Origin of the sequence: Prosthecobacter sp., assembly GCF_044232965.1 — a bacterium.
In the GTDB taxonomy this organism is placed as follows: domain Bacteria; phylum Verrucomicrobiota; class Verrucomicrobiia; order Verrucomicrobiales; family Verrucomicrobiaceae; genus Prosthecobacter.
This window is the reverse complement of record NZ_JBIIKX010000025.1, coordinates 30,746-55,102: the sequence shown is the minus strand read 5'-3', so window position 1 is coordinate 55,102 and position 24,357 is coordinate 30,746. Positions and strand designations below refer to the sequence as shown.

The following is a 24,357-nucleotide window of genomic DNA, read 5'->3' as shown; positions in this document are numbered from 1 at the left end:
CATCGTTCCCACGCAGCAGCACGGAGCGAAGGCATGTGGGACTTTTTGACAGAGCACTGGCGCGACGGCGTGGAAATCATCATCCTCGCCGCGCTGGCGTATCATGGTTATTTGTTTTTCCGCGCCACGCGTGGGGCGCGCATTTTGACCGGCCTGCTGATCCTGCTGCTGAGCCTCGCGCTTATCTCGCTGCTGCTGGAGCTTTCGGTCATCAGCAGCCTGCTGCAGCGCTTCTCGGTCTTCCTCGCCATCGCTCTCGTCATCATCTTCCAGCCGGAATTGCGTCGTGTTCTGGCTGAACTGGGCAGCAGCCGCATTTTTTCCTTCAACCGGCCGGACCCCGAGGCGCTGGATGTGCTGATGGAGGCCATGCAGCAGCTTTCCTCCCACCGCTGCGGCGCGCTGTTCGCGTTGAAGCGCGGCATCGACCTGAAGCCTTACTCCGAGTCCGGCGTGGAGCTGGACGCGGTCATCACGCCTGAGCTGATCACCACCATTTTTCAACCCAAGACCTCCCTGCATGACGGCGGGGCGATCATCGACCAGGGGCGCATTTCCGCCGCAGGCTGCGTGTTTCCCGTGAGTCAGCGTGACATCCAGGACCGCGCCATCGGCCTGCGCCATCGTGCCGGCATGGGCATTTCCGAGGAGACGGACGCCATCGCGCTCGTGGTCTCCGAGGAGACCGGCGCGCTCTCGCTCTGCTTTCAGGGAAAACTGGAGCATGACCTGGAGCCGGCGGAGCTGCGGCAGCGCATCAATGAAATCCTGAACGAAGGCTCCGCTGACAAGGCGGCGGCGGAACCCGAAAAGGAGGGCGGACATGAACTGGGGTCATCGATTTAAAGAACTCATCACCCGCAACTGGCGGGAGAAGCTCATCTCGCTCCTGCTGGCCTTTTTGTTCTGGTTCATGATCAAGGCGCAGGACGTCCGCCACACGCCGCCTTACTTCAGTCCGCCCCCCGTGCCGGTGGCGCCTGCCGCCCGGCTTTGACACCTGCGGTGTCCTGCGTTAGAACGCGCCTCCTATGTCTGAAAAGCGCCAATTCTTCGGCACCGACGGCGTTCGTGCCGTGGCCAACCGTCACCCCATGACCCCTGAGTTCGTCATGCGCCTCGCGCAGGCCGCCGCCGTCGTGCTCGGCGGCAAACCGGAGGGCGGGGAGCGCCCCAAGGTCGTCCTGGGCCGCGACACCCGCGCCTCGGGCGAGATGCTGGAGTGCGCGCTCGCCGCAGGCCTCAACTCCGCCGGAGCCGATGTCATTCTCGTCGGCCAGCTTCCCACACCCGCCGTCGCCATGCTCAGCGCGCAGCTTGGCGCGAGCTTTGGCGTCATCATCTCGGCCTCACACAACCCGTTCAAAGACAACGGCGTCAAATTCGTCCACGGCGACGGCCACAAGCTCAATGACAAGACCGAGGCCGCCATTGAGCGCCTCGTGCTCGGCAATGAGGACACGCCACGTCCCGAAGGGCGCGGCATCGGCCGCATCACGAAGCTGGCGGATGGTGTGGAGCGCTACGTCGCGCATGCCGTCGCCTCCATGGGAGGCGTGCGCCTTGATGGCATGCGTGTCGCGCTCGACAACGCGCATGGCGCCTCCTCCTACACCAGCGCCCTGGCCCTGGAGCAGCTCGGAGCCGATGTGCAGGTCTTTCATTCCGAGCCGGACGGTTTCAACATCAACGAGGAATGCGGCTGCACCCATGCCAAGGAAATCGAGCGCATCGTTCGCCAGTCCCAGGCACAGGCCGGCATCGCGCATGACGGCGACGCCGACCGCATCGCCCTCTGCGATGAAGAAGCCATCGCTCTCGATGGTGACGAGCTCATGGCCATCGCCGCCGAGTCCATGCTGCGCAAAGGCACGCTCAAGCAGAACACAATGGCCGTCACCGTGATGAGCAACTACGGCCTCGACGATCTCGTCTCCCGCCTAGGCGGGCGCGTCATCCGCACCGGCGTTGGCGACCGCTATGTGCTCGAAGAAATGCGCTCACGCGGATTGAACCTCGGTGGCGAGCAGAGCGGCCACATCATCTTCGGTGACTGGGCCACCACTGGCGACGGCCTCATCGCCGGCCTGCAAGTGCTGCGCATCATGAAGGAAACCGGCGAGCCGCTCAGCCAGCTCCGCAAGTGCCTGAAAAAATTCCCGCAGTGCTCCCGCAACCTCCGCGTGCGCACCAAGCCGCCCATCGAAGAACTCATCGAGGCGCAGAAAATCATGAAGGAGACCGAAAAGAAGCTCGGCGACTACGGCCGCGTGCTCCTGCGCTACTCCGGCACCGAATCACTCATCCGCCTGCTCGTGGAGGGCCGCGATGTCGAATACCTCGAAGCTCAGGCCGACAAAATCGCCTCCGCCATCCTCGCGCAGATCGGATAACCGCCATGATGAATTATAAACAGAAATGTAGCCTCTTAGGTTTCGCTCTCTGTCCGATATTCTTTGGACCAGCTTTGGTCGCAGTAGATAAAATACCAATTTGGGCGGGGGTAACCAGTGTGATGATTGGATTGGGTTTCGTATTAATTGTTTGGAAAATTTGGTAGAAAGCGCGTGAGCCATTACTTCATTACCGGCACCGATACAGACGCAGGCAAGACCTATGTCACCTGCCTGCTGCTGGAGGCGTTGAAACGCAGCGGCAAACGCGTCGCCGGCTTCAAGCCCTTCGTCTGCGGCTCACGCGATGACGCCATCCATCTCGCCAACGCCAGCAGCGAAGGATTGACCGTCGAGGAGGTCAATCCCGTCTGGTTCAAAGTGCCCGCCGCTCCCTACGCCGCCGCCTTGATGGAAAACCGCCGCTTTGAGCTGAACGAAGTCATCGCCAGGTTTCACGAGCTTGCGCAAAAGTACGAACATGTGCTCATCGAAGGCGCGGGCGGCTGGGAAGTGCCGCTCAACGAATTTTCCACGATGGCCGACTTCGCGCAGCGTCTAGCGCTGCCCGTCATCGTCGTCGTGAACAACAAGCTCGGCTGCCTCAATCACACGATCCTCACCGTGCGCAACATCCAGACCCGCGGCCTCACCTGCGCCGGGATCATTCTAAATTACGTCCAAGACGAACGAGACGCCGCCAGCATCAGCAACCGCATGGTGCTGGAGCATTTCCTCGACGTGCCCGTGCTCGGCGAAATCATGCACGGCGAGACGGAGATCGAGTGGCCGCTTTGAGCTTGGGGCATCATCCTTGCTGCGTGGAGTGGCCTAATGTTTGCTGAATACAGATTGACTTAGGATGCCTCAAGGATTCTTCGTCGCGCCGGATGCCACAACGGCGGACGCAGCACACTTCAACGCACCACTGAACATGAAATCCACTTGGCTCCTTTTTCTGGCCACTCTGACCCTGGCTCCTCTGGCAAATGCCGATCAAACCGCCTCTTATCCCAAGAAGAACCCGCTGATCGACCTGACCTTCCCGGATGGCTGGGAGATCAAGCATGAGGACGCGCTGTTTGCGAACCCGAAGGACGATCAGAGCTTCTTTGTGTCCGTCGCACCGCTGGAGTCCACCAACGAGCAGATCGAGGAGGCCGTGGCGGAGGTGAAGGAGCTTATTGAAGGCGATTTCGAGAACGTGACGTATGAGGAACTGCAAAAAATCGAGGGCGAGGGCGTCGCCAGCCTGCTGCTCCAGGCCAACGGCACCGACAGCGACGGCAAAGCCAACATTTTCAACCTCATCATCAACCAGCCCAAGGGCAAGAGCCTGCTGCTGCTCCAGATTATCGCCTCGCCGGATGGCTTTGAGAAACACGCGGAGGCTGGCAAGCAGCTCATGCTCTCCGTCAAGGCCCACGCCAGCACGCAGACCTTTGCCTACCCGAACAAAAAGGAGCCGGTCTTCACCGTCGATTTCCCGGCCGGCTGGATCATGGATGCCGAGGCGGAAAGCTGCCAGGCGCTCTCGGCGGACAAGTTTGTGAACGTCAACGTGCTGCTGATCGACGCGGGCGAGAAAGACGTGGCTCTGGGCAAGCTGAAGGAGTCCGTCGGTGGCAAGTTCGGCAGCATCAAGTGGGACAAACCCTCGGTCAACACCGACGAGGCAACCGCCCTGACCGCCACCTTTGAGCACGGCGTCGCCAAGGACGAGGGCAAGGAATACTCGGTGAACTTCGCCCAGTACGTCCGTGAAGGCAGCGACAAATTTTTCATGCTCATCTGCCAGCATCCGCTGCCGCTACCTGAGGATCATGCCGTGGCCCTGGAGGCCATGCTCAAGTCCATCAAGGTGAAGAACAAGTGACCCGGCCTCAAGCAAATCCATCTCTTCCTCGGCAATCCTGTCCTATCCTTCGGCCACTATCATGATCAAGCACGCTCTCCTCGCCCTCTCACTGCTGCTTTCCATCCAGGAGGGCTTGGCGGAGACGCAAACGCTCTTCTTTGCCAAAGAGACCGCCAAAGACTCCACGCGCATCTCCCTCACCATTGAAGATGATCAAGTCAGCGGCACACAGGAATGGCTGCCGAAGCAGCCGGACGGGCACGGCGCTCACGGCACGATCAGCGGCATCCACAGCGGCGGCGGCCTCATGCAGGTTCTCTTTGAATACACCATCGAAGGCTCCGAGCAGTCCGAGGAACAAGTGCTCAAGCTGGAAGGCGACAAGCTTTTCATCGGCGAGGGCCAGTTGAAAGAAGACCCCAAAAACAGCAGCCGACTGAACCTGCAGGAACCCAACAAGGTCGCCTTCAAAAAAGCGCTCAAAAAAATCCCCGTCACCGAGCCGAAGGCTGGCACACCTGAGCGCAAGGCCATCATGGACGCGATGCGCGGCCCGATGGTCAAACAAGCAGGCTCGCCCGTCCTTTTCACGGGCAACGTGCGTGTGAGCGGCGCATGGGCGCGATTCCAAGGCGATGTGAAGACCGCTGACGGAAAAAAGCCAAAGAACGCGGACTTCTCCGACTTGATGGAGCTCGATTTCTTCTCGTTGCTGAAAAAGAACGACGATGGAGCCTGGGAGGTCATGCATCAGGGCTTTGCCGGAGACGTCGGCCTCCAAGATGAAGCCCGCGAAAACCACCCTGAGGCCCCCTGGGTGCTTTTTCAGTGATTTGCCTCCTTCAACACGACCATGAAAGCCATCTTCCCGCTCCTTGCCCTGCTCTGCTTGGGCACCTCAGTCCTCGCCCAGGACAAAGCCGCGCTCAAACGCATCTCGGGCGTCTTTGAAGCCATCGAGAAAAACTTCGAGTACTGGCCGCACCACAGCATCACAGGCGAAAATCTTGAGGGCGGTTACGCCTTTGAGCATCATCTCTGGCAGAGCAATGACGAGCCGCCGCTTTACCGCGTCGAATCGCTGTCCTTTGACGATCACGGCCAGGCGAAGAAGCAGTACTTCATCCAGGGCAACGAGCTGCTCTTCGTGCTCGACCGCACGGAGATGACGCCGATGCAGCCGAAGGCCGTCACCTCGGTCGTGGAAAAGCGCCTCTACTTCGCCGAGGGCGCCCTCATCCGCATGCTCGCGAAAGAAGGCAAATTCTCCGCAGGCAAGGCCACGGACACCGCGACTCTCAAGAACAAGGATCTTCCACTCGATGAGGTCCAAGGAGCGGGCGAACTTTTCAGTGAGCACGACCGCGAATCTCAAAACATCATCGCCAAAATCAATCAGATCTCGATGGAGGACGCCCCCGCCGATGCCTCTCAGCCAGCTTCCGGCCCGGCGACTTCAGGCGATGGCTGGCGCTTGATCCAGGGTTCCACTTCCCGCGATGGTCAGTTTGCCCTGGCCTGGGGTCTCAAAGGCCAGTCCGCGCCTGATGCTGAGGCCGACGAGGACGGAGCCTTGTCTGTGGAGCCGGAAACCGAAGGCCTCACCAATTACATCATCAATCTGCGCACCGGTGCCCTGCTCGGAAAGACCAAGGGTTCTCACTTCGGAGACAAGCACACCTACAATCACTACACCAACGAGGTCGCATGGTCCGCGGCCGAAACGTACGTCGCCCAGGTGTGCAACGGCAAGTGGGCAACCTTCGATGCCAACTTGTACGAGTTGAATCCCGACCGCACCGGGCTTTCAAAGGCCTTGGATCTGCTCGAACCCTCCAAAAAAGCCGTGTTTGAGCACCTGGATGGCGGCGGTTTCTTCAAGAAGTTCGACAAGGATTCCTTCACCATCACTCTGCATGATGTGAACATCGCCCAGCGCGGCGCGACGACCGTCGTGCTCGTGGAAGTGAGCGGGCAGATCCCCAAGAGCGACCAGGACGGTGCCTGGTTCGACGCCACCGTCACCTTCAAGCTCATCCCTGATGACAATGGCGGTCCCACGAAGCTTCAATGGAGCGGGACAGAAGTGCATCCAGAGTGATTCCTGCCGGGCGAGATGGAGCAGCGTCAGCGCCCCTCACCTAACCTCTCCCCGCATCATGCTTCAGGTCATGGGGTTATCCACAGCGGGGAGCGGGACTGAAAAGCGGGCGCTCAGGCCAGAAGGCGTGCTTGTTAATCCCTCTCCCCGCGTAGTGCATGCGCTTGCCCTGCCATCTGTTGCGGGGAGAGGTTAGGTGAGGGGAAGTTCATCGCTCCCTGCGTGCCACGAATGCACTCACTTCCCGGATGAACCGCAAAACGACCCTGTGCAGCCTTGGCCAAAAATGCAGAGCAAAGCGGACACCGGTGCGTAGTTCCGTGCCAAGTCGTGAACGGGTTTCATCTTGGATCGAGATTTTCTGGCACACACTTTGCGCACTCAGGCAAGAAAGGGGATGCGTGAGGCGAAACGGTTTCTACTGTCCGCTTTCCCCTGCCCGTTTCCTCCAGCCCCCGCGATTTGATTTTCCAATCCCAAAGCTCCTCCTCCCTCGCCACCGCCGCTCCACGGGTGGTGGGTTCGCGTGCGGACGTTCCTGAAGCCGCCGGTCATTACGACGAACTGCGTGACGCCGCAGGCAAGGTGCGGCCGCATTATGACCAGGTCATCGCGGATCTGCAGCGCCGTGACTCGGCAGGGGTGAAGCGCCTGTCAGACACCAGCCGCCGCCTGCTGGCCGAGCGCGGCGTGACCTTCAACATCTACGATGCCAAGGGCCTGGACACGCCCTGGCACATGGACCCGGTGCCGTTTGTGATTTCGGCGGGCGAGTGGGCGGGCATCGAAAAGGCGCTCATTCAACGCGCCACACTGCTCAACATGATCCTCACCGACAGCTACGGCCCGCAGATGCTGATCCGCAAAGGCGACATGCCAGCGGCCATGGTGCTCGCGCAGCCGGCCTATCTGCGCCCCTGCCATGGCATCAAGTCGCCGAATGCGAAACCGCTGCAGGTGTATGGAGCGGACATCGCCCGTGCCAAAGACGGCCGCTGGTGGGTCATCGCCGACCGCACACAAATCCCCACGGGCGCGGGTTATGCGCTGGAGAACCGCCTCATCACCTCACGCCTGCTGCCGGAGGTGTTTCGTGACGCGCGGGTGCGGCGTCTGGCCGGGTTTTTCCGCCAGATGCAGCTCTCCCTTGCTGCTTTGGCCCCACGCCCGGCCGGTGAGCCGCGCGTCGTGCTGCTGACACCGGGACCGTACAATGAGACCTATTTTGAGCAGGCCTATCTGGCCCGTTATCTCGGTTACACGCTCGTGGAGGGCGAAGACCTCACCGTGCGCGACGACCGCGTCTATCTGAAGACACTCAGCGGCCTGGAGCCGGTGGATGTCATCCTGCGCCGTGTGGATGACGATTTTTGCGACCCGCTGGAGCTACGCAACGACTCCATGCTCGGCGTGCCCGGCCTCGTGCGCGCAGTGCGCGCTGGCAATGTCGCGATGGCGAACGCGCTGGGCTCCGGCCTGGCCGAAGCACCGGCGATGATGGCCTTCCTGCCTGGCCTGTGCCGCAAACTGCTCGGGGAAAACCTGCTCATGCCCTCCGTGGCGACGTGGTGGTGCGGCCAGGAGACGCCCCGACGGCAGGTGGAGCAACGAATCGACCAGCTCGTCATCAAGAGCGCCTTCCGCGTGCGCGGCCGCGAGGTTCACTTCGGCGAGAATCTCTCCGCCACTGAACGTGCTGTCTTCATTGAACGCATGCGTTTCGCGCCGGACCGCTGGGCCGTCCAGGAAAAGATGACCTTCTCCACCGCCCCCACATGGGAGGACGGACGCCTCGTGCAGAAGCCCATCAGCGTGCGTGTGTATCTCGTCGCCACGAATGACGGCTACATGGTCATGCCGGGCGCTTTGACGCGCGTCGCGGCCAGTTTGAACTCACCGCTGGTCTCGATGCAGAAAGGTGGCAGCAGCAAGGACACCTGGGTGCTCAGCGAAGGCCCGGTGGAAAATGTCACGCTGCTCTCAAGCACCCGCACGCCGGTCGAATTGCGCCGCGTGGGTCACAATCTCGGCAGCCGCGTGGCGAATCATCTGTACTGGCTGGGCCGCTATGCCGAGCGCGCGGAATCCAGCGCCCGCCTGCTGCGCTCCACCCTGCTGCGCTGCTCCCCTGAAAGCGGGATGAGCGAAACGCCGCTGCTGATGCCTCTGCTGGAGGCGCTGAAAAACCTCGGCGTGCTCGAAGACCTGCCGGATGTCGCCGTTCTGGCCGCGCAGCAGGAGCAGATCGAGGCCCGCTTGCTGGAGGCCATTTTTGACGCGGATCATCCGGCCAGCATCCGCTCCAGCGTCTCGCACATCCAGCGCATTGGCATCCTGCTGCGGGATCGCATCTCCGTCGATACCTGGCGCGTCATCAGCCAGCTCAGTGATGCTCTGGACGCCTATGACAACGCGCCAAGCGTCACACCGATGTCCGACGCGCTGAACGTCCTCACGCGCATCATCCTCGAGCTCGCCTCCTTCCACGGTCTGGCGAAGGAAAACATGACCCGCGCCCAAGGTTGGATGTTTCTCGACATGGGGCACCGTATCGAGCGTACCGTTTACATCTGCGAGCTTCTGCTGGCCGGACTGCGCAGCGCCGACGCCGAAAATCCGAGCCTGCTCGAAGCCATCCTCGAAGTCGGCGACAGCACGATCACCTACCGCAACCGCTACAGCCTGCTGCCTCAGCTCGCCGCCGTGTATGACCTGCTCATGCTCGACGAGCTCAACCCGCGCGGCCTGCGTTTCCAGTTTGAGCGCATCGAGCAGCAGTTCAAGCACCTGCCGCGTGAGCAAAGCTCCGCGCTGCTCACTCCGGCGATGCGCGTGCTGCTGGAAAACAGCACCAACCTGCAATTGTGCGATCCCACCGAGCTCGCCCGTGTCGAGCCGGGCCTGTGGTCGCTAACGCAGGTCGCCAGGCTGCTCAGACAACTCATTGATGCCATGCCCGCGCTCAACGACGCGCTCACCGCGGCCTACTTCGCTCATTCCACCATCAGCAGCAGCGATTCTGATTCTGCCGCCGAACCGACACCTCCGACGCGATGAACTACCGCATCACGCATCGCACCACCTATTCCTACAGCGCCTCGGTGGCGGTCTCGCACCACGCGGCACGCCTGCGCCCGCGTGACACGGAAACACAGCGTTGCAAAGAATTCACCCTCAGCTTCGATCCTGAGCCTGATCTGTTCACCGAGCACCAGGACTCCTTCGGCAACCAGGTCTCCTGCTTTTCGATTCAAAAGCGCCACGCGCGGTTTGAGGTCATCTCACGCAGCCTTGTGACCATGTCGCCCGTGTTGCAGCCTGATCCGGCGCAAACTCCTGCCTGGGAGGAAGTGGCCGCGCTGTTTCGTGACCCAGTGCCGATCGACCTGCTCGACCCCTGCCAGTTCGTCTTCCGCAGCCCCCTCCTGGTGCATGAGATGCCGCTGCGTGACTTTGCGCTGCCCAGTTTCAAGCCCGGCCGGCCCATCCTTGCCGCCGCCGCCGATCTCTGCGCCCGCATTCACCGCGAGTTCGTGTTTGATCCGAAGGCGACCACCATCAGCACGCCGCTGGCCGAGGTCCTGGAAAAGAAGCGCGGCGTCTGCCAGGACTTCGCCCATCTCGCCATCGCCAGCCTGCGGTCCATGGGGCTTCCCGCCCGCTACATCAGCGGTTACCTCCGCACGCACCCGCCGGCGGGCAAGCCACGGCTGGTCGGCGTCGATGCCTCGCATGCCTGGGTCTCCTGCTTTGTCCCCCGCTTTGGCTGGGTGGATTTCGATCCCACCAACGACTGCTTCACCTCGCTCGATCACATCACCGTGGCCTACGGCCGTGATTTCTCCGATGTCAGCCCCGTGCGTGGCATCATCACCGGCGGTGGGCATCACACGGTGGGCGTGGGAGTCGATGTGGAGCCGTTGGGAGCCTGAGCGGCCTTCTCACCTACGCAAATCGGCACCTCATGATGAGGTGCCGACGTTCAACCGCAAAACCTGCTGGCAGGCTGCGGAAGCGCTGCATTAGCGCGATCAATCGTCAACGACGACGCGGCTGATCACACGGTTGTTGCCGTCCGTGACATACTGCACGCTCACCGGGCTGCCCACGCGGATGCGGGTCTTCAGCGCCTCTTCGGTGATCACCTTTCCACTCTTCGTGACGTAGGCCACCGTCTTGCCGTAGAGATAGGTCACCGGGCCGGTGACTTCCTTCACGATGAAGGTGGTGCCAGGAATGTATTCCGTGATGGTACCGGTTCCGGTCGTGGTCTTGATGGTGGTGTCGGTGGAGCCGTCCGCGTTGACGGTGGTGGTCTTGGTGGTCTTCTCCTCAGCGATGGCTGCGGAGGTGGCGATGAGCGCGAATGCGAGGATGTGGAGCTTGTTTTTCATGGGGTTGGGGTGGTGGGTTGACGACCGAGGGTGTTGTTTTTGCTGTCCTCGGCCGGACTGCACCTTAGGAGGCACACGGCGCATCCGACATGGGGTCAAACCCGGCTTCTAAAAGTGGACGGCGCAGGCGGAGGAAGACCTTCCGGTTGAAAAGAACGCCGTCCCACGACATCGACTCCCACACCATGACCACCCATCGCCCCATTCACCTGGCCCTCCTGCTGCTCCTCGCGGCCATCACATTCAGCCACGCTGATCAATTTGTGCTCTTCGATGTGACTTTTACGTTCACGCAAGAGGACGCGCTGAACTCGAAGCCCAGCCAGTCGCACTACTATGTGAAAAGCGATCGCTTGAATCCCGAGCGCCCGAAGGACTGGACGACGCCAGTCGATTATCGCAATGGCACGGTGCATCTGCGACTCGAAGTGCTTGAAAAGCCGGTTGGCGATCAGCCCACGTCGTGGAGCGTGTGCTACATCCCCTACAAGGGCCAAAACCACGGCTATGGCTGCATCGGCACAGGCGCTTACTCAAAGACGGGCGCGATCGAGAAGGATCTCTCGATGACCACCTTTTGGCAGAACAACGACATCATCTGGAGCCAGGGCATCAAGGAGATGCATCTCGTGCTCAAGGATGACAAAAACCTCCACGCCCACAAGCGTCCTGATCCCGAGAAGTTCTTCCCGACGAAGGTGCGCATGACGCTGATCCAGGTGTCCAAGGGCGCGAAGTATGATCCGAAGCTGGTGCCCGCCCCTTCGAGCAGCACCAAGCCCTGACTACTTCACCGTCGGCAGGATCACACGTGAGGCGTGTTTGGCATCGTGCCAAATCGTGTTGATCGCGGCGATGCCGGGCTCGGTGACGAAGTGGGTGATCGGGCTGCCGGTCTGCGTGTTTGGCTCGAAATACGGCGCGCCGGTGCTGGCGATGGTGATGCGCACTTGGTGCCCCTTGTTGAAGATGATGCTCACCCAGCCGATGTCCCAGGCGAGCTTCGTCACCTGGCCAGGTACGAGCAACTTCTGATGATCGAAGCCTTCGTGATACCGCGCACGCAGCGGGTAATCGACCAGCAGGATGGAGCGGCCATCGGGATAGACGTCGGTCACGCGCAGGACGAAGTCGGTGTCCTTCGCGGTCGAGGAAACGAAGACCTCGGCCTTGATGCGACCGGTGACTTCGAGCGGTTCCATGAGCACATCGCTGGTCCAGGTGCGGACTTCGGCCTGCTCTTCAAAAGCACGCGCATCTCTGGCTCCTGGGAAACCAACGGTGTTGAGGATCATCGGGTGTGCCGGATCGCTCGCATACGAAGTGCTGGAGCTCGGCACGGAGGGCTTCTTGGGGGCCAGCTTGCCATCAGGTTGCAGGAACCAATCCGCCGCTGTGCTCGCTGGCGGGAAGTCTTTGGCCTCGCGCCAGATGTTGCCAGGAGCACCCGCTTCACCACACGCGCCCATGACATAGTATTTCACGGGCTCGTCTTTCTCGATGCCGTTGTCCTCGCCTTTGAGGTAATGATTGAACCACTTCGTCATGTGCGCATACACGTCGAAGAAGGCATTCTCCGGGAACACCAGCTCGCCAATCTTGTTCGACTTCGGATAGCCGCCGTGCAGCCAAGGTCCGATGATGAGCTGCTGCTGGCTGCGTGAATTGGGGCCGCCTTTCTCATTGCGCCCAATGAAGCTAGCCACGCTGCCCTGGCACATGAAGTCAAACCAACTGCCGATGGTGAAGCAGGGGTAGTTCATCTTGTCGAAATGCAACGAAGCGTCTTCGTCCTTCCAGAAGTCATCATAGTCGGGATGCTGGTCCCACTCACGCAGCATCGCTTCGTTGTCCTTGATGTCGCGAGCCACCGCACCGCCCTTGATGAAGCGCTGCGGTTTCGTCGCGCCGCCGATGCGATAGCCTTCATGGTACAGGCTCAAGCCGGTGTCCGTCATGTATTGCGCGACGAGATGAGGAGGCTGCGTCACCGCGAGATAATTCTGCGCGTAGCCTGCCTGCGATCCGCCATAGGTGCCGATCTTGCCCGTGCACCAGGGCTGCGCGGCGAGCCATTCGCACACGTCATAACCATCGCGCAACTCGCCCCACTGAAGACCGCGATAGCCGCGATACACGCCTTCGCTCTCATGCGTGCCCCGATAATTCACCAGCGCGATGACAAAGCCGCCCTCGGCAAACTTGGCCGCCGCCTTGCGTGATCCAGCACTCGAAATGTCCGCGTAGCGCTGCTCGAAAATCGCAGGCCACTTGCCTTCGCCCTTCGGAAAGAAGACATAGGCCGACAGGCGCTTGCCATCCCGCATCGGGATCATGATGTGCTCCTCGCGCACGGTGCCAAAGTCGAGTTTGGCGAGATCGGCGGCGAAGACAGAACCCTGAACAGCAAGACACGATAAGAGCAGGAGGAAGCGCATGAGAGCGATACGGCGACGCAAGAGAATGCCTTGCTGGCATTGACGATAACTTCGGCTCCATCATCGGCTGAAAGGATGAGCATCAAGGCGCCGACTGCCATGGATGAAACGAAGAAACCTGCTCGTCACCCTAGCCGGCCTGCCTGCCACATCATCGTGGTGCACGTCGGGCGGACGTGATCTTGCGAATCCGTATGCCGAGGTGGGCTGGGACACCTGGGAATGCCTGCATTCGATGTCCCATCAGCACCAGGGGCAGACCGATGCTTCACGGGATGGCTTTTTGGAGATGGGCTACCGGCATCTCGCCTTCAGCAACTATTACCCCTCGGCCCCCACCTACCCGCTGCCCGCCGACTATCTGGCCAAACATCCCGACGTAATCGCCGCGCCAAATGCGGAGCATCACTCGTTCACCGATGCCGGGCTGCATTTCAACGCGCTCGGCAGCCTGCTGGCCACCGGTTACGGCAGCAGTGTCAGCGCCAAGGAATGCGCGATTTCACCCATCGTGCATCGCTTCGAAAAGCTCGAAGTCTTTAACACCGAACGACCCTGGCTCGGTGTGTATCGGCTGGATGTGCGGCTCTCCGCCTCCGAGGGAAAACCCACCGCCCGGCTGACAGTCGAAGGTGCCAATGAGTGCGGATTCCGCGAAGGATTCAGCGACAAAGGCCCCATCCACGATCGTGAACTGCCGCCAGGCAATCACACGCTCTACCTGCGCACCACCGCAGCGAGCATCGAGACCAAACTCGAGTTCGACACATCCGCGCTCAGCGTCACCCAGTATCGTTTGATGCAAGGGGCCAACCGCCCGTGGCGCGATGTCTTCCGTGAGGCGCTGGATAAGCTGCTGCACCCAAATGGCGGCGGCCTCACGCTGAATCATCCCACAGGCAAGCTGGCAGACTATGAGCCGATGCTCGACTTCGACCCGCGCGTGCTCGGCATCGAGGTGTGGAATCAGCTCACCTCCGGCTTCGGCTCCAGTCGCGGCTTCTATGATCACAGCGGTGAGCCGAACCTTCATTTCTACCAGCTCTGGGATGACATCCTGCGCACCGGCCGCCGATGCTGGGGCTTTTTCGTCAAAGATCACAACACCTTCGGTCGTGGACGCAACGTGTTGCTCGTACCAAAGCTCGAAGGCCTTCCCGCCTCCGAACGCGAGGCCACCGCGTTGCGCGCGTATCGCCAAGGAGCCTTCTTCGGCTCCGTCGCCTCGCTCGCAGCGAGTGAGAATGCCGAAGTCGTCTCGCCGTATGATCGCAGCGACTTCCGCTTCAGCCGCATAGTCGTGCAAAACGACAAACTCCAGGTCGCCGTCTCCGGCAACGATCCCGCCAAACGGCCCAAGGTGCAGATTCGCTTCGTCACCGATCAAGGCATCGCCGGCATCGTGGATGGCGCGGAGGCTGAGTTCCCGCTGAAACGTGACGCCAGCGGCCGACTCGTGGCTCAATTCGTTCGCATCGAAGCCTTTGCCTATCCCAACACGCATCTGCGAGGCGAACCCCTCACCGCCGAGAAACTGCGTGCCATGACCGTCCACGACATCTCGCTGATTCACGATCAGAAAGCCCTGCGAGGTCCCGCCTTTGCCAGCACCGACCCCGCGCTTCGCACGCCGACTCCCATCGTGGACATGATCTTCTCCCAACCATTAAGGCGGGTGTGAAAAGCCTCACTTCACCTTTTCCAGCATCTCCAGCGCTCTCGCGGTGATCTTCACGGAGGCCTCTCGCTCGACGCGATTCGTGCCGAGCCACGTTTCGTAGCCGCCGAGGTCGTGATGCTTTGGCGTGGGCAGGTAGCCGTTGCTGCCGTTGGCGAGTTCGATGGTGAAAGTGTCTTTAAAGGGGCTGCTGGCTTTGATTTCGAGACCGATCTCCGTAAAGACCTCAAACGGGATCGAGGCGATGCCGAGATCGCCGATGCGGAAGGCCTGGATGACGGCCTGAATGGTGTCGGGTTTCGCATCGCGTGCGGCGAGCGTGCGCTCGGCGTAGGGCTGCTCCAGGCGGTGCGTGGGCGTGGCGTCTTTCGGCTTGGCGAGCACGCCTTCCGCCCACGCGATCATCTCCGGCGTGGGACGACGCACCGCGAGCTCCAGATCGCTCGCGGCGGCTTTCAGCGGCACCCAGTCTTGATGTTTCAGCGTCTCGCGAACACGAAGCACTTCCTGTGCGAGGTCACCTGCGACGAGTTTGATCTTCTCATAGGGCTCGCGTTTCACGGCGGGCGTTTTGCCGCTGTAGTCGTTGTTGTTCACGTCGCCACAGGGACCATTCGCCAAAATGCCGACGCAGGGTGCGCCGACCTTTTCTTCGATGCGGCGGCAGAACTCGCCGAAGTAATCCGCCGACAGGTCTTCTTTGTTCACGCCGCCGACGTAGTGCAGCCAGTAGTTTGCCATGAGCGCAATCTGGCGTCCGTCGATGGCCTGCACGGAGAGGCAATAGACCTCGGGATTCGTCGGCCCAGCAGGTCCGGCGAGTCGTGGTCGCAGGAGGCTGCTGGGATTCATCACCGCGCGATCTTTGCCACCAAACGGGTTGTCATTCGTGACGCCTTCCTTCAGCAGCCAGCGGCGATTAAAAACATGCTGCGGCACCTTTCCCGAACCCCAGGCAATGCGGGCGGGCTCTAGATTGTTCAACGCGCGGCGCACACCATCGACCACGCGTGAGATGATGAAGCTGCGGTAGTCCAGCGACGAATCTTTGTTCGTGATCGCCGAGACACTGGAGTGCGTGTGCGTGCCGGAGAACATCATGTTCGACACCGGGATACCTGTGGCGGCCTCGACCTTTTTCTTGGTCTCGTCCCACACATCACGCCCGAGCGAGATCGTGTCCGCCACGGCAAAGGCGAGCTTCGTGGTGCCATCATCGAGCACAAGGCAACGCACATGCAGCTCATCATGCACATGACTCGCGATGGGGCGCGGGGCGAAGTTTCCCACGATCTCCAAGCCCAGCGGCGGCGTGATGTTGCTGGTGGCCGCACCCGCTCTGAAGACTTTTTCCTGGGCTGTGGCGGCGGCAGACAGACTGAGAAGGGCGAAGCAGGTGAAGAGGTGCGCGGTCATTTTCATGCGATGTCAAACCAACGCCTCTCGGCTCGTATTCCCTTCACCATGACAACCACCACTCGACGCAATCTTCTTCTAGGCAGCACTGCTTGGGCTGCAACACATGCCTTGCGTGCCGCCGATGCCCCGAAATTTAAAGCGGCCATCATCGGCCACACGGGCGCGGGTGATTACGGCCATGGTATTGAGCGCATCTTTGCAGGACTGCCGAATGTGAGTGTCGTCGCCGTCGCTGATCCGAACGATGCCGGTCGAGCGAAATCAAAAGCTGCCTGTGGCGCGGCGCGAGACTACGCCGACTACCACGCGATGCTGGACCAGGAAAAGCCCGACCTCGTCGCCATTGGACCGCGCTGGGCCACGGAACACCACGCCATGTCGATGGCAGCGCTGGAAGCCGATGCTCATTTGTATTTGGAAAAGCCTTTCACCATCACGCTGGCTGAGGCGGATAACATCCTGCGCCTCGCGAAAACCAAACAACGTCGTGTCGCCGTGGCGCACGTCACACGGATGGCCCCGACAGTGCTACGACTGGAGAAAGCATTGCGTGAAGGTCTCATCGGCGAGTTGCTGGAGATTCACACCGTGGGCAAGATGGGTTCACGCGCGGGCGGTCAGGACATGATGGTGCTCGGATTGCATGTCTTCGATCTCGCGAGGTTGTTCGGTGGCGAGGTGCAATGGTGTCAGGCGCGCATTCGGCATCAGGGAAAAGTGGCAACGATTGCCAATGCCAAAGAATCGCCTTCCGACAAAGTCGGGCCAGTCGTCGGTGACGACATCTTCGCGAGTTTCGCGATGGATTCCGGCGTGAACGTCACTTTCCGCAGCCGCGTGGGCCTGGAGAAAGCAGCCGGACCCTTCGGCATGGAGATCATCGGCACACATGGGATTGTGCGACTTAGTTCCGGCTTCGCGCCAGGCATCTCGTTGCTCAAGGAGCCCAATCGCTCGGCCACCACTCGTGTTGAGAACTGGCAGGATTGGACGGGTGGTGTCGATCCGGCCAGCGAGGCGACGTTTGAAGGCCTCACCGGTTACGACGCCTCGCATCGCCGTGTCGTGCGCGACTGGTTGATAGCCATTGATGAAAAGCGTGAACCACTCGCTTCCGGCGAACGTGCCATGAAAGCCATCGAAATGGCGCATGGAGTGTTTCAATCCGGCATCACCGGCCAGCGGGTGGATTTTCCGCTCGTGAAGCGGACGCATCCTTTGATCGCCTCTTGATCATGCCTTCTCCAACCATTCGATCCGGCTGCGCAGCTTCCGCTGCCGTTCTTCGTTCGGATTCGGATACAGGATGGGATACCACGCCGTCATCACCGCCGCGCGTCCGATGAGACTTTGGTTCAGCGCTTCATTATTCACAGGACCATACGAATCAAGGATCGCCTGAACCGTGGCGTGATCTTCCTCCAAAATCTGCGCGTTCCAGATGATCGAAGCCACGTCCCATTCGACCGGACCTGCGAAGGTGTCCTCCCAGTCCGTCCACAGCAGACCGCGTGTCGTGTTCATGAGATTGCCCATGTGTGCATCGCCATGAAGGGGCTGATGAGGGTGGGCGCTTAGCACGTCGATGGAAGTCGAGAGATGATCCCACAGCATCTGCTGCGTCGATTTGGTGAAAAGCTCCCGTTCATCGAGAATGGCGAGGCTCTCCGTCAGGATTGCGAGCTTGGGCAACGGTTCGGGAAAGCTGCGCATGATGTCATGGCACTGGCGCAGCGTGCGTCCGATCTCGGCGGGATCAGGTTCCGCATCGATTCGCGTGACAAACTTCCAGAAGTTGATCGGATAGCCCAGATGCTCGTGCGGCCCCGGAGGTAGATCGGGATGCAACGGGATCGTGGGCGCTCCATGCCGCGTGAGATGCTGAGCGATGGAATTCTCCCGTGCAAACCACTCCGTCCCCTGACGTGGCCCGTCACGATCCTGCACCACCCGGGCCACCAGTGTCTCTGTGAGCCGCAAAACGAGCGTGCTGCTGTTTTGCAGAATGTCGCAGCGGTCCGGTGTGATGCCGTGGGCGATGGCGGCCTCAGTGGCGGCTCGGATGGGGAGGTCGGTCGAAAGCATGCAGCGAATGGTTCTTCTTGCTCGTTCACCCAACGAATTCGCACGACTTCACTCTCGCCCCGCCGGTGGTCGCAGCCCACTTCACCCGCCAGGCCGCGATCTCCGTCGCATACTCGCGATCTGAGTCATCGTGGTAAGCTGGTTGCGGCTGTTGGGCGAGCGATTGATCGATGATCACTCGCACGTCGGCAGGCACGCGGCTTTCACACTCCCAGATCACGGGAACCTGCGGCGGTGGAGTGTCCGCGAAGCCACTGTGGGCCTCGGGAATCGAATCCGCATAACGCACATACGGTTTGATGTCGAAAATAGGCGTTCCATCGACCAGATCGACGCCGGACACGAATAATCGCGGTACCAGGTCGCCTTCCAGTTCCACACGATCCAACTTCACCACGCTCAAGGTCAACCGATTCGGCCGAAACGGCGAGCGTGTGGCAAACACGCCGCGTTTCTCGTTCCCACCGAGTTTCGGCGGTCGCACCGTGAGTGAAGTCGGCTCCTCACCTACCAGATGAAACTGCGTGATGAGCCACAGGTGGCTGAACTCCTCAATGCCGCGCACCGCTTCGACCCGTCGATACGCCGGCTCAAACTCGATCACGCCCCACGCGGCCGGCACCAGCCCGGACTGACGCGGCACGCCGAATTTGTCGGTGTAACAAGTGCGCAGCGTGGCGATGACGTTCAGGGATGGCATGGGCTGGAAAGGGAGCGCGGACACTCCTGTCCGCATCAGGATTCTTCGCCGCTTCGACGCACGCTTCTCACCCGATGATCCTCCACGTCAGTTCGATGCCCATGCCGAGCGGCAGCGGCGTCACAGGACCGGCGAGCGTTTCGAGGATCGGCGTTTGTGAGGGCGCTTTCTCCATCTGGAATCGCTGCGTGGAGGCCGGTAAGCCGTAGAAGGCGGGGCCGTTGAGGCTGAGGAAGCGTGCGAACAATTCTCTCCCCTGCTCCGAAGCCAGATCGATACCCGCGTCTTCAAAAGCCATCGCATAGAGCTGCGGCGCACAACCACCGGTGAAACAACCCGCCGCGCAACCGCAGGCCGTCGCCTTCGTGGTGTGCGGGGCGCTGTCCGTGCCCGCGAAGAACTTGGTCTGGCCTGCTTTCGTCACTGCATCTCGCAGCGCGGCGCGATCATCCTGAAACTTCACGATGGGCAGACAGTAGAGGTGATACTTCAGCCCCTGAATCAAATGCCCCAGCGTGTAAAGCAGATGCTGCGGCGTGATCGTCGCCCCGACATGCTCTGGCGCACCGGCCACAAACTCCGCCGCCGTGCGCGTCGTGATGTGCTCGCACACGATGCGCAGCTTCGGATGCGTGGCGATGAGTCGCGGCATGCGCTCGGTGTAGAAACGTGTCTCCGCATTCTGCTGCGCATCAATATAATCCGGCCCGCTCAGCGCATGCTGCTCACCGTGGATGCAGAGCACCACGCCGCAGTCCTCCATCGCCCGCAGCACCTCGCCGCCGATCAGATCGTCCATCGGCATGCCATGCTCCGCGTTCGTCGTGCCATGCGGCGGATAGTATTTGCAGGCCCGCAGCAGACCGGAGGCCGCTCCTTCACGAATCATCGCTGCCGTGGTCTGGCGCGTGAGGTAAAGCGGCACGATGAGCTGCTCAAAGGCATCCGCCCCGGACGCTCGCAGCTCCGCCGAGTAGCTCTCGATGCTCCAGCCATCGCTTTGCGCCGCGCCCGAGACCCGCGACACCGGCGGCTGCGTGTTCGGCATGGCCAAAGCGCCTGCGCAGCCCATGTCGAGATGTGCTTTGACATAGGAAGCCATCGCCGGGCCTTGGCGGAAGTGCGTGTGAAGATCGAACCACTTGGGAAGCGTGAGAGTCATACGTGTCCGTTACCTTGAGACCGCCGCCGATCAATCTCCATCTGTTGCGAGCATCGAGCCTGCACCCTTACGGCACCACGGGAGGCCCGAAGTGCTTCTCGATCTCCGCATTTGCTGCGGCGATGGATGGCACACGTTGAACCAACACTGCATAACGCTTGGAGAAGGTCCCCGCTTGGTTGTTCCCTGTCAGCAGCAGCTTCGCTTCATCCACCAGCGCATCTGCCCGCTCGCGGGTGATCGGCGGCTTTTCCTCCATCGCTTCATCAATCATTACAATGAGCTGGGACAGCTCACGCAGCCACGCGAACCGCTCATCAGACATCAGCAGTTGCAGAAAGTGATTCGGCGACTGGATGACGTTGCCCTCCTTCTCATACATCGCTCGCTCCGCGACCATGAGGATCTTGTGCAGGCTGAGGAGCTGGTTGCGGAGCTTGGGCAGAGGATGGTCGTTCATTTCGAAACAAGGACTCTGTGATCGCAGGACAGGCGTCTGTCGAGAGATCACGCTGAAAAGAGCCGCATCAGCGTCCTCGCGTCTTCATCGATAAAATGCTCGCCCCATGTGTGACAAGTCCACAGCCACCGGTGATGATGCGGCGGACTGGCTCGCCCGTCTGGGGATCGGTCTTCAGCGCCGGATCACTCATCTTCTGCTGCACTTCGAAACGGCGCGGCTGCTCTTCCGGGTTCGCGGGGATGGTTTCGTAAACGTAGGTGGCCATGGCATGGGTCGACGGGTTCGGAAAGGCAGCGTGTCGCTCAGGGCATGCCTTTCAACTCCGAAAAGAGCGGCACCGCCCCGGCGGATTCAGGAAAGAACGGAGTTGTGAAGGAATGCCATCTTCGGCTATCTGGTCGCATGAGACTGCAAGGCAAGACCGCGATCGTCACAGGCGCCGGATCAGGAATCGGATTCGCGACTGTTCGCAAGTTTTTGGCGGAGGGGGCGCAGGTCTTCGCCACGGATGTCAACAAAGCGGCCCTCGAATCCCTGGTCCGCGAATTCCCAGCCGTCGCCACGCGGCCCGGCGATGTGAGCCGGCCCGACGAAGTCGAGGCAATCGTGGCGGCGACGATGGCCAAGTGGGGCAGGCTGGATGTGCTGGTGAATTCAGCGGGTATCACCGCCCGCAATCTCGCAGCGGACGCGAGCCTGGAGGAACGCTGGGACAAGGTGATGGCCGTGAACGTGAAAGGCTCCATGCTCATGGCTCACGCGGTCGCACCGATCATGCGACAGTCAGGCGGAGGTGCCATCATCAACCTGAGCTCAGTGATGGGCGTCACCGGATACCCGACGGCACTCAAGTTTTCCGACGGTTTCAATCCCTACCCGAGCAGCAAGGGCGCGATCAGCCAGCTCACCCGCGACATGGGAGTTCGTCTGGCCGGTGAAGGCATTCGCGTCAACGCTGTGGCCCCCGGTTTTGTCCACACCTCCCTCACGGCGAACGTCACCCGCGATCCCGAGATTCTGAACACGCTCAACAGCCTTCACCCAGCCGGCCGCATGGGAACGGCGGACGAAGTGGCCAATGTCATCGCTTTCCTCGCATCGGACGAAGCCTCCTTTGTCAACGGCGCCGTGTGGATGGTGGACGGCGGCTACTCCGCCCAATAGAAGCCTCAAAGACTGCGCGTCACCTCTCCGCTGCCACTTCCCTTGCCTTCACTTTCTTGATTCTCGCCAGTTCCACGCCCAAATAACCGCGAACAGCCATCCAACCATCTCATGACCACTCACTCGCTCTCCCGCCGCCATTTCCTCGGCACCGCTGTCGCTGCTGCCACTGGCTTTTCGCTTCCACGGTTCGCTTCGGCGGCGGAGAAGCCGAACTCGGTCTTCGGTGGCGTGCGTGTGGGGTGCATCACGTATAGCTATCGCAGCATGGCGAAGACGGCGGAGGAGACGCTGAAGGCGCTGGTGGATTGCGGCATCAGCGAAACCGAGCTCATGGGCGGGCCGACCCAGCTTTTCGCAGGCATCAAGGGTGGAAAGATCACTGATGCGGAGCGTGAGCAGCAGATCGCCAAGTGCGTGGAGATGCGGAAGATGTTCAACGACGCGGGCGTGAACATTCACATCCACAAGATGGGCTTCGGGCAGTCGAATGAGGAGATCGAGTTCAACTTCCTCGTGGCCAAGGCGCTCGGCTGCACGGCCGTGACCACGGAGCGCAATGCCGTGCTCGCCGCGCGTGTCGCGCCGTTTGCGGACAAGCATCAAATCTGGGTCGGCTTTCACAATCACACCAACAACCTGCCGGAGATGGACACGTTCGACTCCATCCTGGATCTCGGCCAATACATCGGCTTCAACCTCGACATCGGCCACTACGTCGCCGGCTCGAAGGGCAAATCACCGATCCCCGTGCTGGAGAAGTATCACGCGCGCATCACGAACCTGCACCTGAAGGACCGCACCGCCGACGGCGGCAACGTGGCCTGGGGCCAAGGCCAGACTCCGATCAAGGAAGTGCTGCAGTTGATGAAGAAAGAGAAATGGATCTTCCCCGCCGAGATCGAGCTCGAATACAAGATCCCCGAAGGCTCCGATGCCGTGAAGGAAGTCGCGAAATGCGTGCAGTATTGCCAAGAGGCGCTGGCGTGAGGGGGGGGGCGCCACAGTGAGACATAACCTTGAGGCAGCGAACCACGAGGTTGTCCTTTATTGGATTTCCTCATCTCGGATGCCGTTCTCCGCCAAATCAGCTCACAGGCGGCAATCTTTCGTTCCGCCTGTATTGGGCTTGTTCCCTCGCATATACCAAGCTATTTTATTGATGTAATTATGCATCTTGACACGCTCCATTATCACTCATACCCACTGTCTGGCGTCGCCAGACAGTGGGTATGAGTGATAATGGAGCTGATAACACATCAATAATATTATTGTTAAAACTGCTTTGAACGAGGCTGAATTATACACCCAAACTACCTCAATGGAGCCCCTTTTACCGGGCACCTCGCGGTCTGAATTGGCAGATTTAACCATGGACATCATCGGGCGTTCTCAAGCGCTCACCCAAATGATTCCTTCCCCCATTTCACGTCAGCGCATTGCAGCGCTGGTGCATGAGATGAACAGCTACTACTCCAATTTGATCGAGGGGCACAAAACCTTCCCACGAGAGATTGAGCGGGCGCTGCGAGATGACTTTTCTCACCAAACAGAGGATCGCGCCAACCAGCATCTGGCCAAAGCACACATCGCTGTGGAGCAGTTGATGCGCGCACGGCTGGAACAAGAGCCGAACCTCCGCATTCAAAGTGCCGATTTCATCTGCTGGCTTCATCACGAGTTCTACAGCCGCCTGCCGGAAGAGCTTCAGTATGGGGAACGGCATGACGGCTCGAAATACAAAATCGACATCGGCAAGCTGCGCGATTTCGAGGTGGATGTTGGACGCCACCAACCGCCTCATCATGGTTCTTTACCGGATTTCATGCAGAGGTTTGATGAGTTCTATGGCAGTGGACGCATTCTGGCCACCAACCAGTTGATCGCCGTCGCAGCAGCCCATCATCGCTTGGCTTGGATCCATCCCTTCGGCGATGGCAATGGGCGCGTGGCTCGACTGCACTCCCAGGCATGGCTGATCCGCTGCAAGGCAGACGGTGCGGGCCTCTGGACCATCTCACGAGGCCTGGCGCGGCAGAAAAGCGAATACTACGCCCATCTCAGCGCTGCAGATCACAGCAGGCTGAATGACTTCGATGGACGCGGTAATCTCTCTGACAAAGGCTTGGCCGAGTTTTGCCTGTTCTTCATGCGATCCATGCTGGATCAAATCGACTTCATGGCGTCGTTGCTCGATCTCAAAACGCTCGCAGCCAGGATGGAGAACCATCTGCACGTCACTTATCCTCTCTGGAGCTTGAAGGAACGTGAACAAACCGGCCGCATCCTGAAGGCCGCCTTGATCGACGGTGAGATCGACCGCACCACCGCCACCCGCGTCGCCGGAGTCAGCTCTGCCACGGGCACCAAGCTGATCCGCAAAGCCCTCGAAGCGGGTCTTCTCAGCACTCCATCGCCCAAAGGAGCGCTGCGTGTGGTCTTCGATGCCAATGTGCTCGAATCCTACTTTCCGAAGCTTTATCAGGATCTGCCGCTTTAAGC

The 24,357-nt window shown here is 60.6% G+C and carries 23 protein-coding genes; 15 read left to right on the top strand and 8 right to left on the bottom strand.

All coding sequences use genetic code 11. The features are described from left to right. The first annotated feature begins 33 nt into the window (after positions 1-33). The 9 genes from cdaA (at position 34) to ACILSI_RS12625 (ending at position 10,284) form a co-directional block, all read left to right on the top strand. The gene (gene cdaA / locus ACILSI_RS12665) at positions 34-846 is read left to right on the top strand and encodes a diadenylate cyclase CdaA (RefSeq protein WP_395722246.1); all 813 of its coding nucleotides are present in this window, start codon (positions 34-36) and stop codon (positions 844-846) included. Beyond that, on the top strand, positions 824-997 hold the full coding sequence (locus ACILSI_RS12660) for a hypothetical protein (RefSeq protein WP_395722245.1): 174 nt from the start codon (positions 824-826) through the stop codon (positions 995-997). Before cdaA ends, ACILSI_RS12660 begins: the two co-directional genes overlap by 23 nt. A 34-nt stretch (positions 998-1,031) precedes the next feature. Next, complete coding sequence (gene glmM, locus ACILSI_RS12655) at positions 1,032-2,393, top strand: phosphoglucosamine mutase (protein ID WP_395722244.1); 1,362 nt, start codon at positions 1,032-1,034, stop codon at positions 2,391-2,393. Positions 2,394-2,567: 174 nt separating this feature from the next. Further along, positions 2,568-3,191, top strand: coding sequence for a dethiobiotin synthase (gene bioD, locus ACILSI_RS12650; protein WP_395722243.1), 624 nt, complete (start codon positions 2,568-2,570; stop codon positions 3,189-3,191). A gap of 136 nt (positions 3,192-3,327) precedes the next feature. Continuing rightward, the gene (locus tag ACILSI_RS12645) at positions 3,328-4,269 is read left to right on the top strand and encodes a hypothetical protein (RefSeq protein WP_395722242.1); all 942 of its coding nucleotides are present in this window, start codon (positions 3,328-3,330) and stop codon (positions 4,267-4,269) included. A 61-nt stretch (positions 4,270-4,330) separates the two neighbouring features. Next, positions 4,331-5,083, top strand: coding sequence for a hypothetical protein (locus ACILSI_RS12640; protein WP_395722241.1), 753 nt, complete (start codon positions 4,331-4,333; stop codon positions 5,081-5,083). 21 nt (positions 5,084-5,104) lie between these two features. Then, the gene (locus ACILSI_RS12635; RefSeq protein ID WP_395722240.1) at positions 5,105-6,352 is read left to right on the top strand and encodes a hypothetical protein; all 1,248 of its coding nucleotides are present in this window, start codon (positions 5,105-5,107) and stop codon (positions 6,350-6,352) included. Positions 6,353-6,814: 462 nt separating this feature from the next. Further along, positions 6,815-9,409 carry a circularly permuted type 2 ATP-grasp protein gene (locus tag ACILSI_RS12630; RefSeq protein WP_395722239.1) on the top strand — a complete coding sequence of 865 codons (2,595 nt, stop codon included), beginning with the start codon at positions 6,815-6,817 and terminating at the stop codon, positions 9,407-9,409. Further along, positions 9,406-10,284, top strand: coding sequence for a transglutaminase N-terminal domain-containing protein (locus ACILSI_RS12625; RefSeq protein WP_395722238.1), 879 nt, complete (start codon positions 9,406-9,408; stop codon positions 10,282-10,284). The genes ACILSI_RS12630 and ACILSI_RS12625 overlap by 4 nt, the downstream gene beginning before the upstream one ends. 99 nt (positions 10,285-10,383) lie before the next feature. On the opposite strand, the gene ACILSI_RS12620 is transcribed toward ACILSI_RS12625, so the two are convergent. Then, positions 10,384-10,746 carry a hypothetical protein gene (locus ACILSI_RS12620; protein ID WP_395722237.1) on the bottom strand — a complete coding sequence of 121 codons (363 nt, stop codon included), beginning with the start codon at positions 10,744-10,746 and terminating at the stop codon, positions 10,384-10,386. A gap of 185 nt (positions 10,747-10,931) precedes the next feature. On the opposite strand from ACILSI_RS12620, the gene ACILSI_RS12615 reads away from it, so the two are divergent. Further along, the gene (locus ACILSI_RS12615; protein ID WP_395722236.1) at positions 10,932-11,531 is read left to right on the top strand and encodes a hypothetical protein; all 600 of its coding nucleotides are present in this window, start codon (positions 10,932-10,934) and stop codon (positions 11,529-11,531) included. On the opposite strand, the gene ACILSI_RS12610 is transcribed toward ACILSI_RS12615, so the two are convergent. Further along, positions 11,532-13,184, bottom strand: coding sequence for a CocE/NonD family hydrolase (locus ACILSI_RS12610; RefSeq protein ID WP_395722235.1), 1,653 nt, complete (start codon positions 13,182-13,184; stop codon positions 11,532-11,534). Between the two features lie 103 nt (positions 13,185-13,287). On the opposite strand from ACILSI_RS12610, the gene ACILSI_RS12605 reads away from it, so the two are divergent. Beyond that, positions 13,288-14,865 carry a hypothetical protein gene (locus tag ACILSI_RS12605; RefSeq protein ID WP_395722234.1) on the top strand — a complete coding sequence of 526 codons (1,578 nt, stop codon included), beginning with the start codon at positions 13,288-13,290 and terminating at the stop codon, positions 14,863-14,865. A gap of 6 nt (positions 14,866-14,871) precedes the next feature. Here the strand turns inward: ACILSI_RS12605 and ACILSI_RS12600 are convergent, their stop codons facing one another. Next, complete coding sequence (locus ACILSI_RS12600) at positions 14,872-16,278, bottom strand: hypothetical protein (RefSeq protein WP_395722233.1); 1,407 nt, start codon at positions 16,276-16,278, stop codon at positions 14,872-14,874. 48 nt (positions 16,279-16,326) lie between these two features. Between ACILSI_RS12600 and ACILSI_RS12595 the strand changes: the two genes are divergently transcribed. Then, complete coding sequence (locus ACILSI_RS12595; protein WP_395722232.1) at positions 16,327-17,514, top strand: Gfo/Idh/MocA family protein; 1,188 nt, start codon at positions 16,327-16,329, stop codon at positions 17,512-17,514. Here ACILSI_RS12595 and ACILSI_RS12590 read toward each other — a convergent pair whose 3' ends face one another. The 5 genes from ACILSI_RS12590 to ACILSI_RS12570 form a co-directional block, all read right to left on the bottom strand. Beyond that, complete coding sequence (locus ACILSI_RS12590; RefSeq protein WP_395722231.1) at positions 17,515-18,366, bottom strand: phosphotransferase; 852 nt, start codon at positions 18,364-18,366, stop codon at positions 17,515-17,517. A 25-nt stretch (positions 18,367-18,391) separates the two neighbouring features. After that, positions 18,392-19,066 (bottom strand): tRNA (N6-threonylcarbamoyladenosine(37)-N6)-methyltransferase TrmO, encoded by a 675-nt coding sequence (tsaA, locus tag ACILSI_RS12585; protein WP_395722230.1) that lies wholly within the window; start codon positions 19,064-19,066, stop codon positions 18,392-18,394. A 67-nt stretch (positions 19,067-19,133) separates the two neighbouring features. Beyond that, positions 19,134-20,228, bottom strand: coding sequence for a dihydroorotase (locus tag ACILSI_RS12580; protein ID WP_395722229.1), 1,095 nt, complete (start codon positions 20,226-20,228; stop codon positions 19,134-19,136). A 67-nt stretch (positions 20,229-20,295) separates the two neighbouring features. Further along, positions 20,296-20,688 carry a hypothetical protein gene (locus ACILSI_RS12575; RefSeq protein WP_395722228.1) on the bottom strand — a complete coding sequence of 131 codons (393 nt, stop codon included), beginning with the start codon at positions 20,686-20,688 and terminating at the stop codon, positions 20,296-20,298. A gap of 67 nt (positions 20,689-20,755) precedes the next feature. Then, a complete protein-coding gene (locus tag ACILSI_RS12570; protein WP_395722227.1) occupies positions 20,756-20,956 on the bottom strand; it encodes a zinc ribbon domain-containing protein in 201 nt (66 codons plus the stop codon). 137 nt (positions 20,957-21,093) lie between these two features. Here ACILSI_RS12570 and ACILSI_RS12565 point away from each other — a divergent pair, with 137 nt between their 5' ends. From ACILSI_RS12565 to ACILSI_RS12555, 3 genes are all read left to right on the top strand, one after another. Next, positions 21,094-21,855 (top strand): SDR family NAD(P)-dependent oxidoreductase, encoded by a 762-nt coding sequence (locus ACILSI_RS12565; protein WP_395722226.1) that lies wholly within the window; start codon positions 21,094-21,096, stop codon positions 21,853-21,855. A gap of 111 nt (positions 21,856-21,966) precedes the next feature. Then, positions 21,967-22,845, top strand: a complete 879-nt coding sequence (locus ACILSI_RS12560; protein ID WP_395722225.1) for a sugar phosphate isomerase/epimerase family protein — start codon at positions 21,967-21,969, stop codon at positions 22,843-22,845. 418 nt (positions 22,846-23,263) lie between these two features. Continuing rightward, on the top strand, positions 23,264-24,355 hold the full coding sequence (locus ACILSI_RS12555) for a Fic family protein (protein WP_395722224.1): 1,092 nt from the start codon (positions 23,264-23,266) through the stop codon (positions 24,353-24,355). The last annotated feature ends 2 nt before the right edge of the window (positions 24,356-24,357 follow it).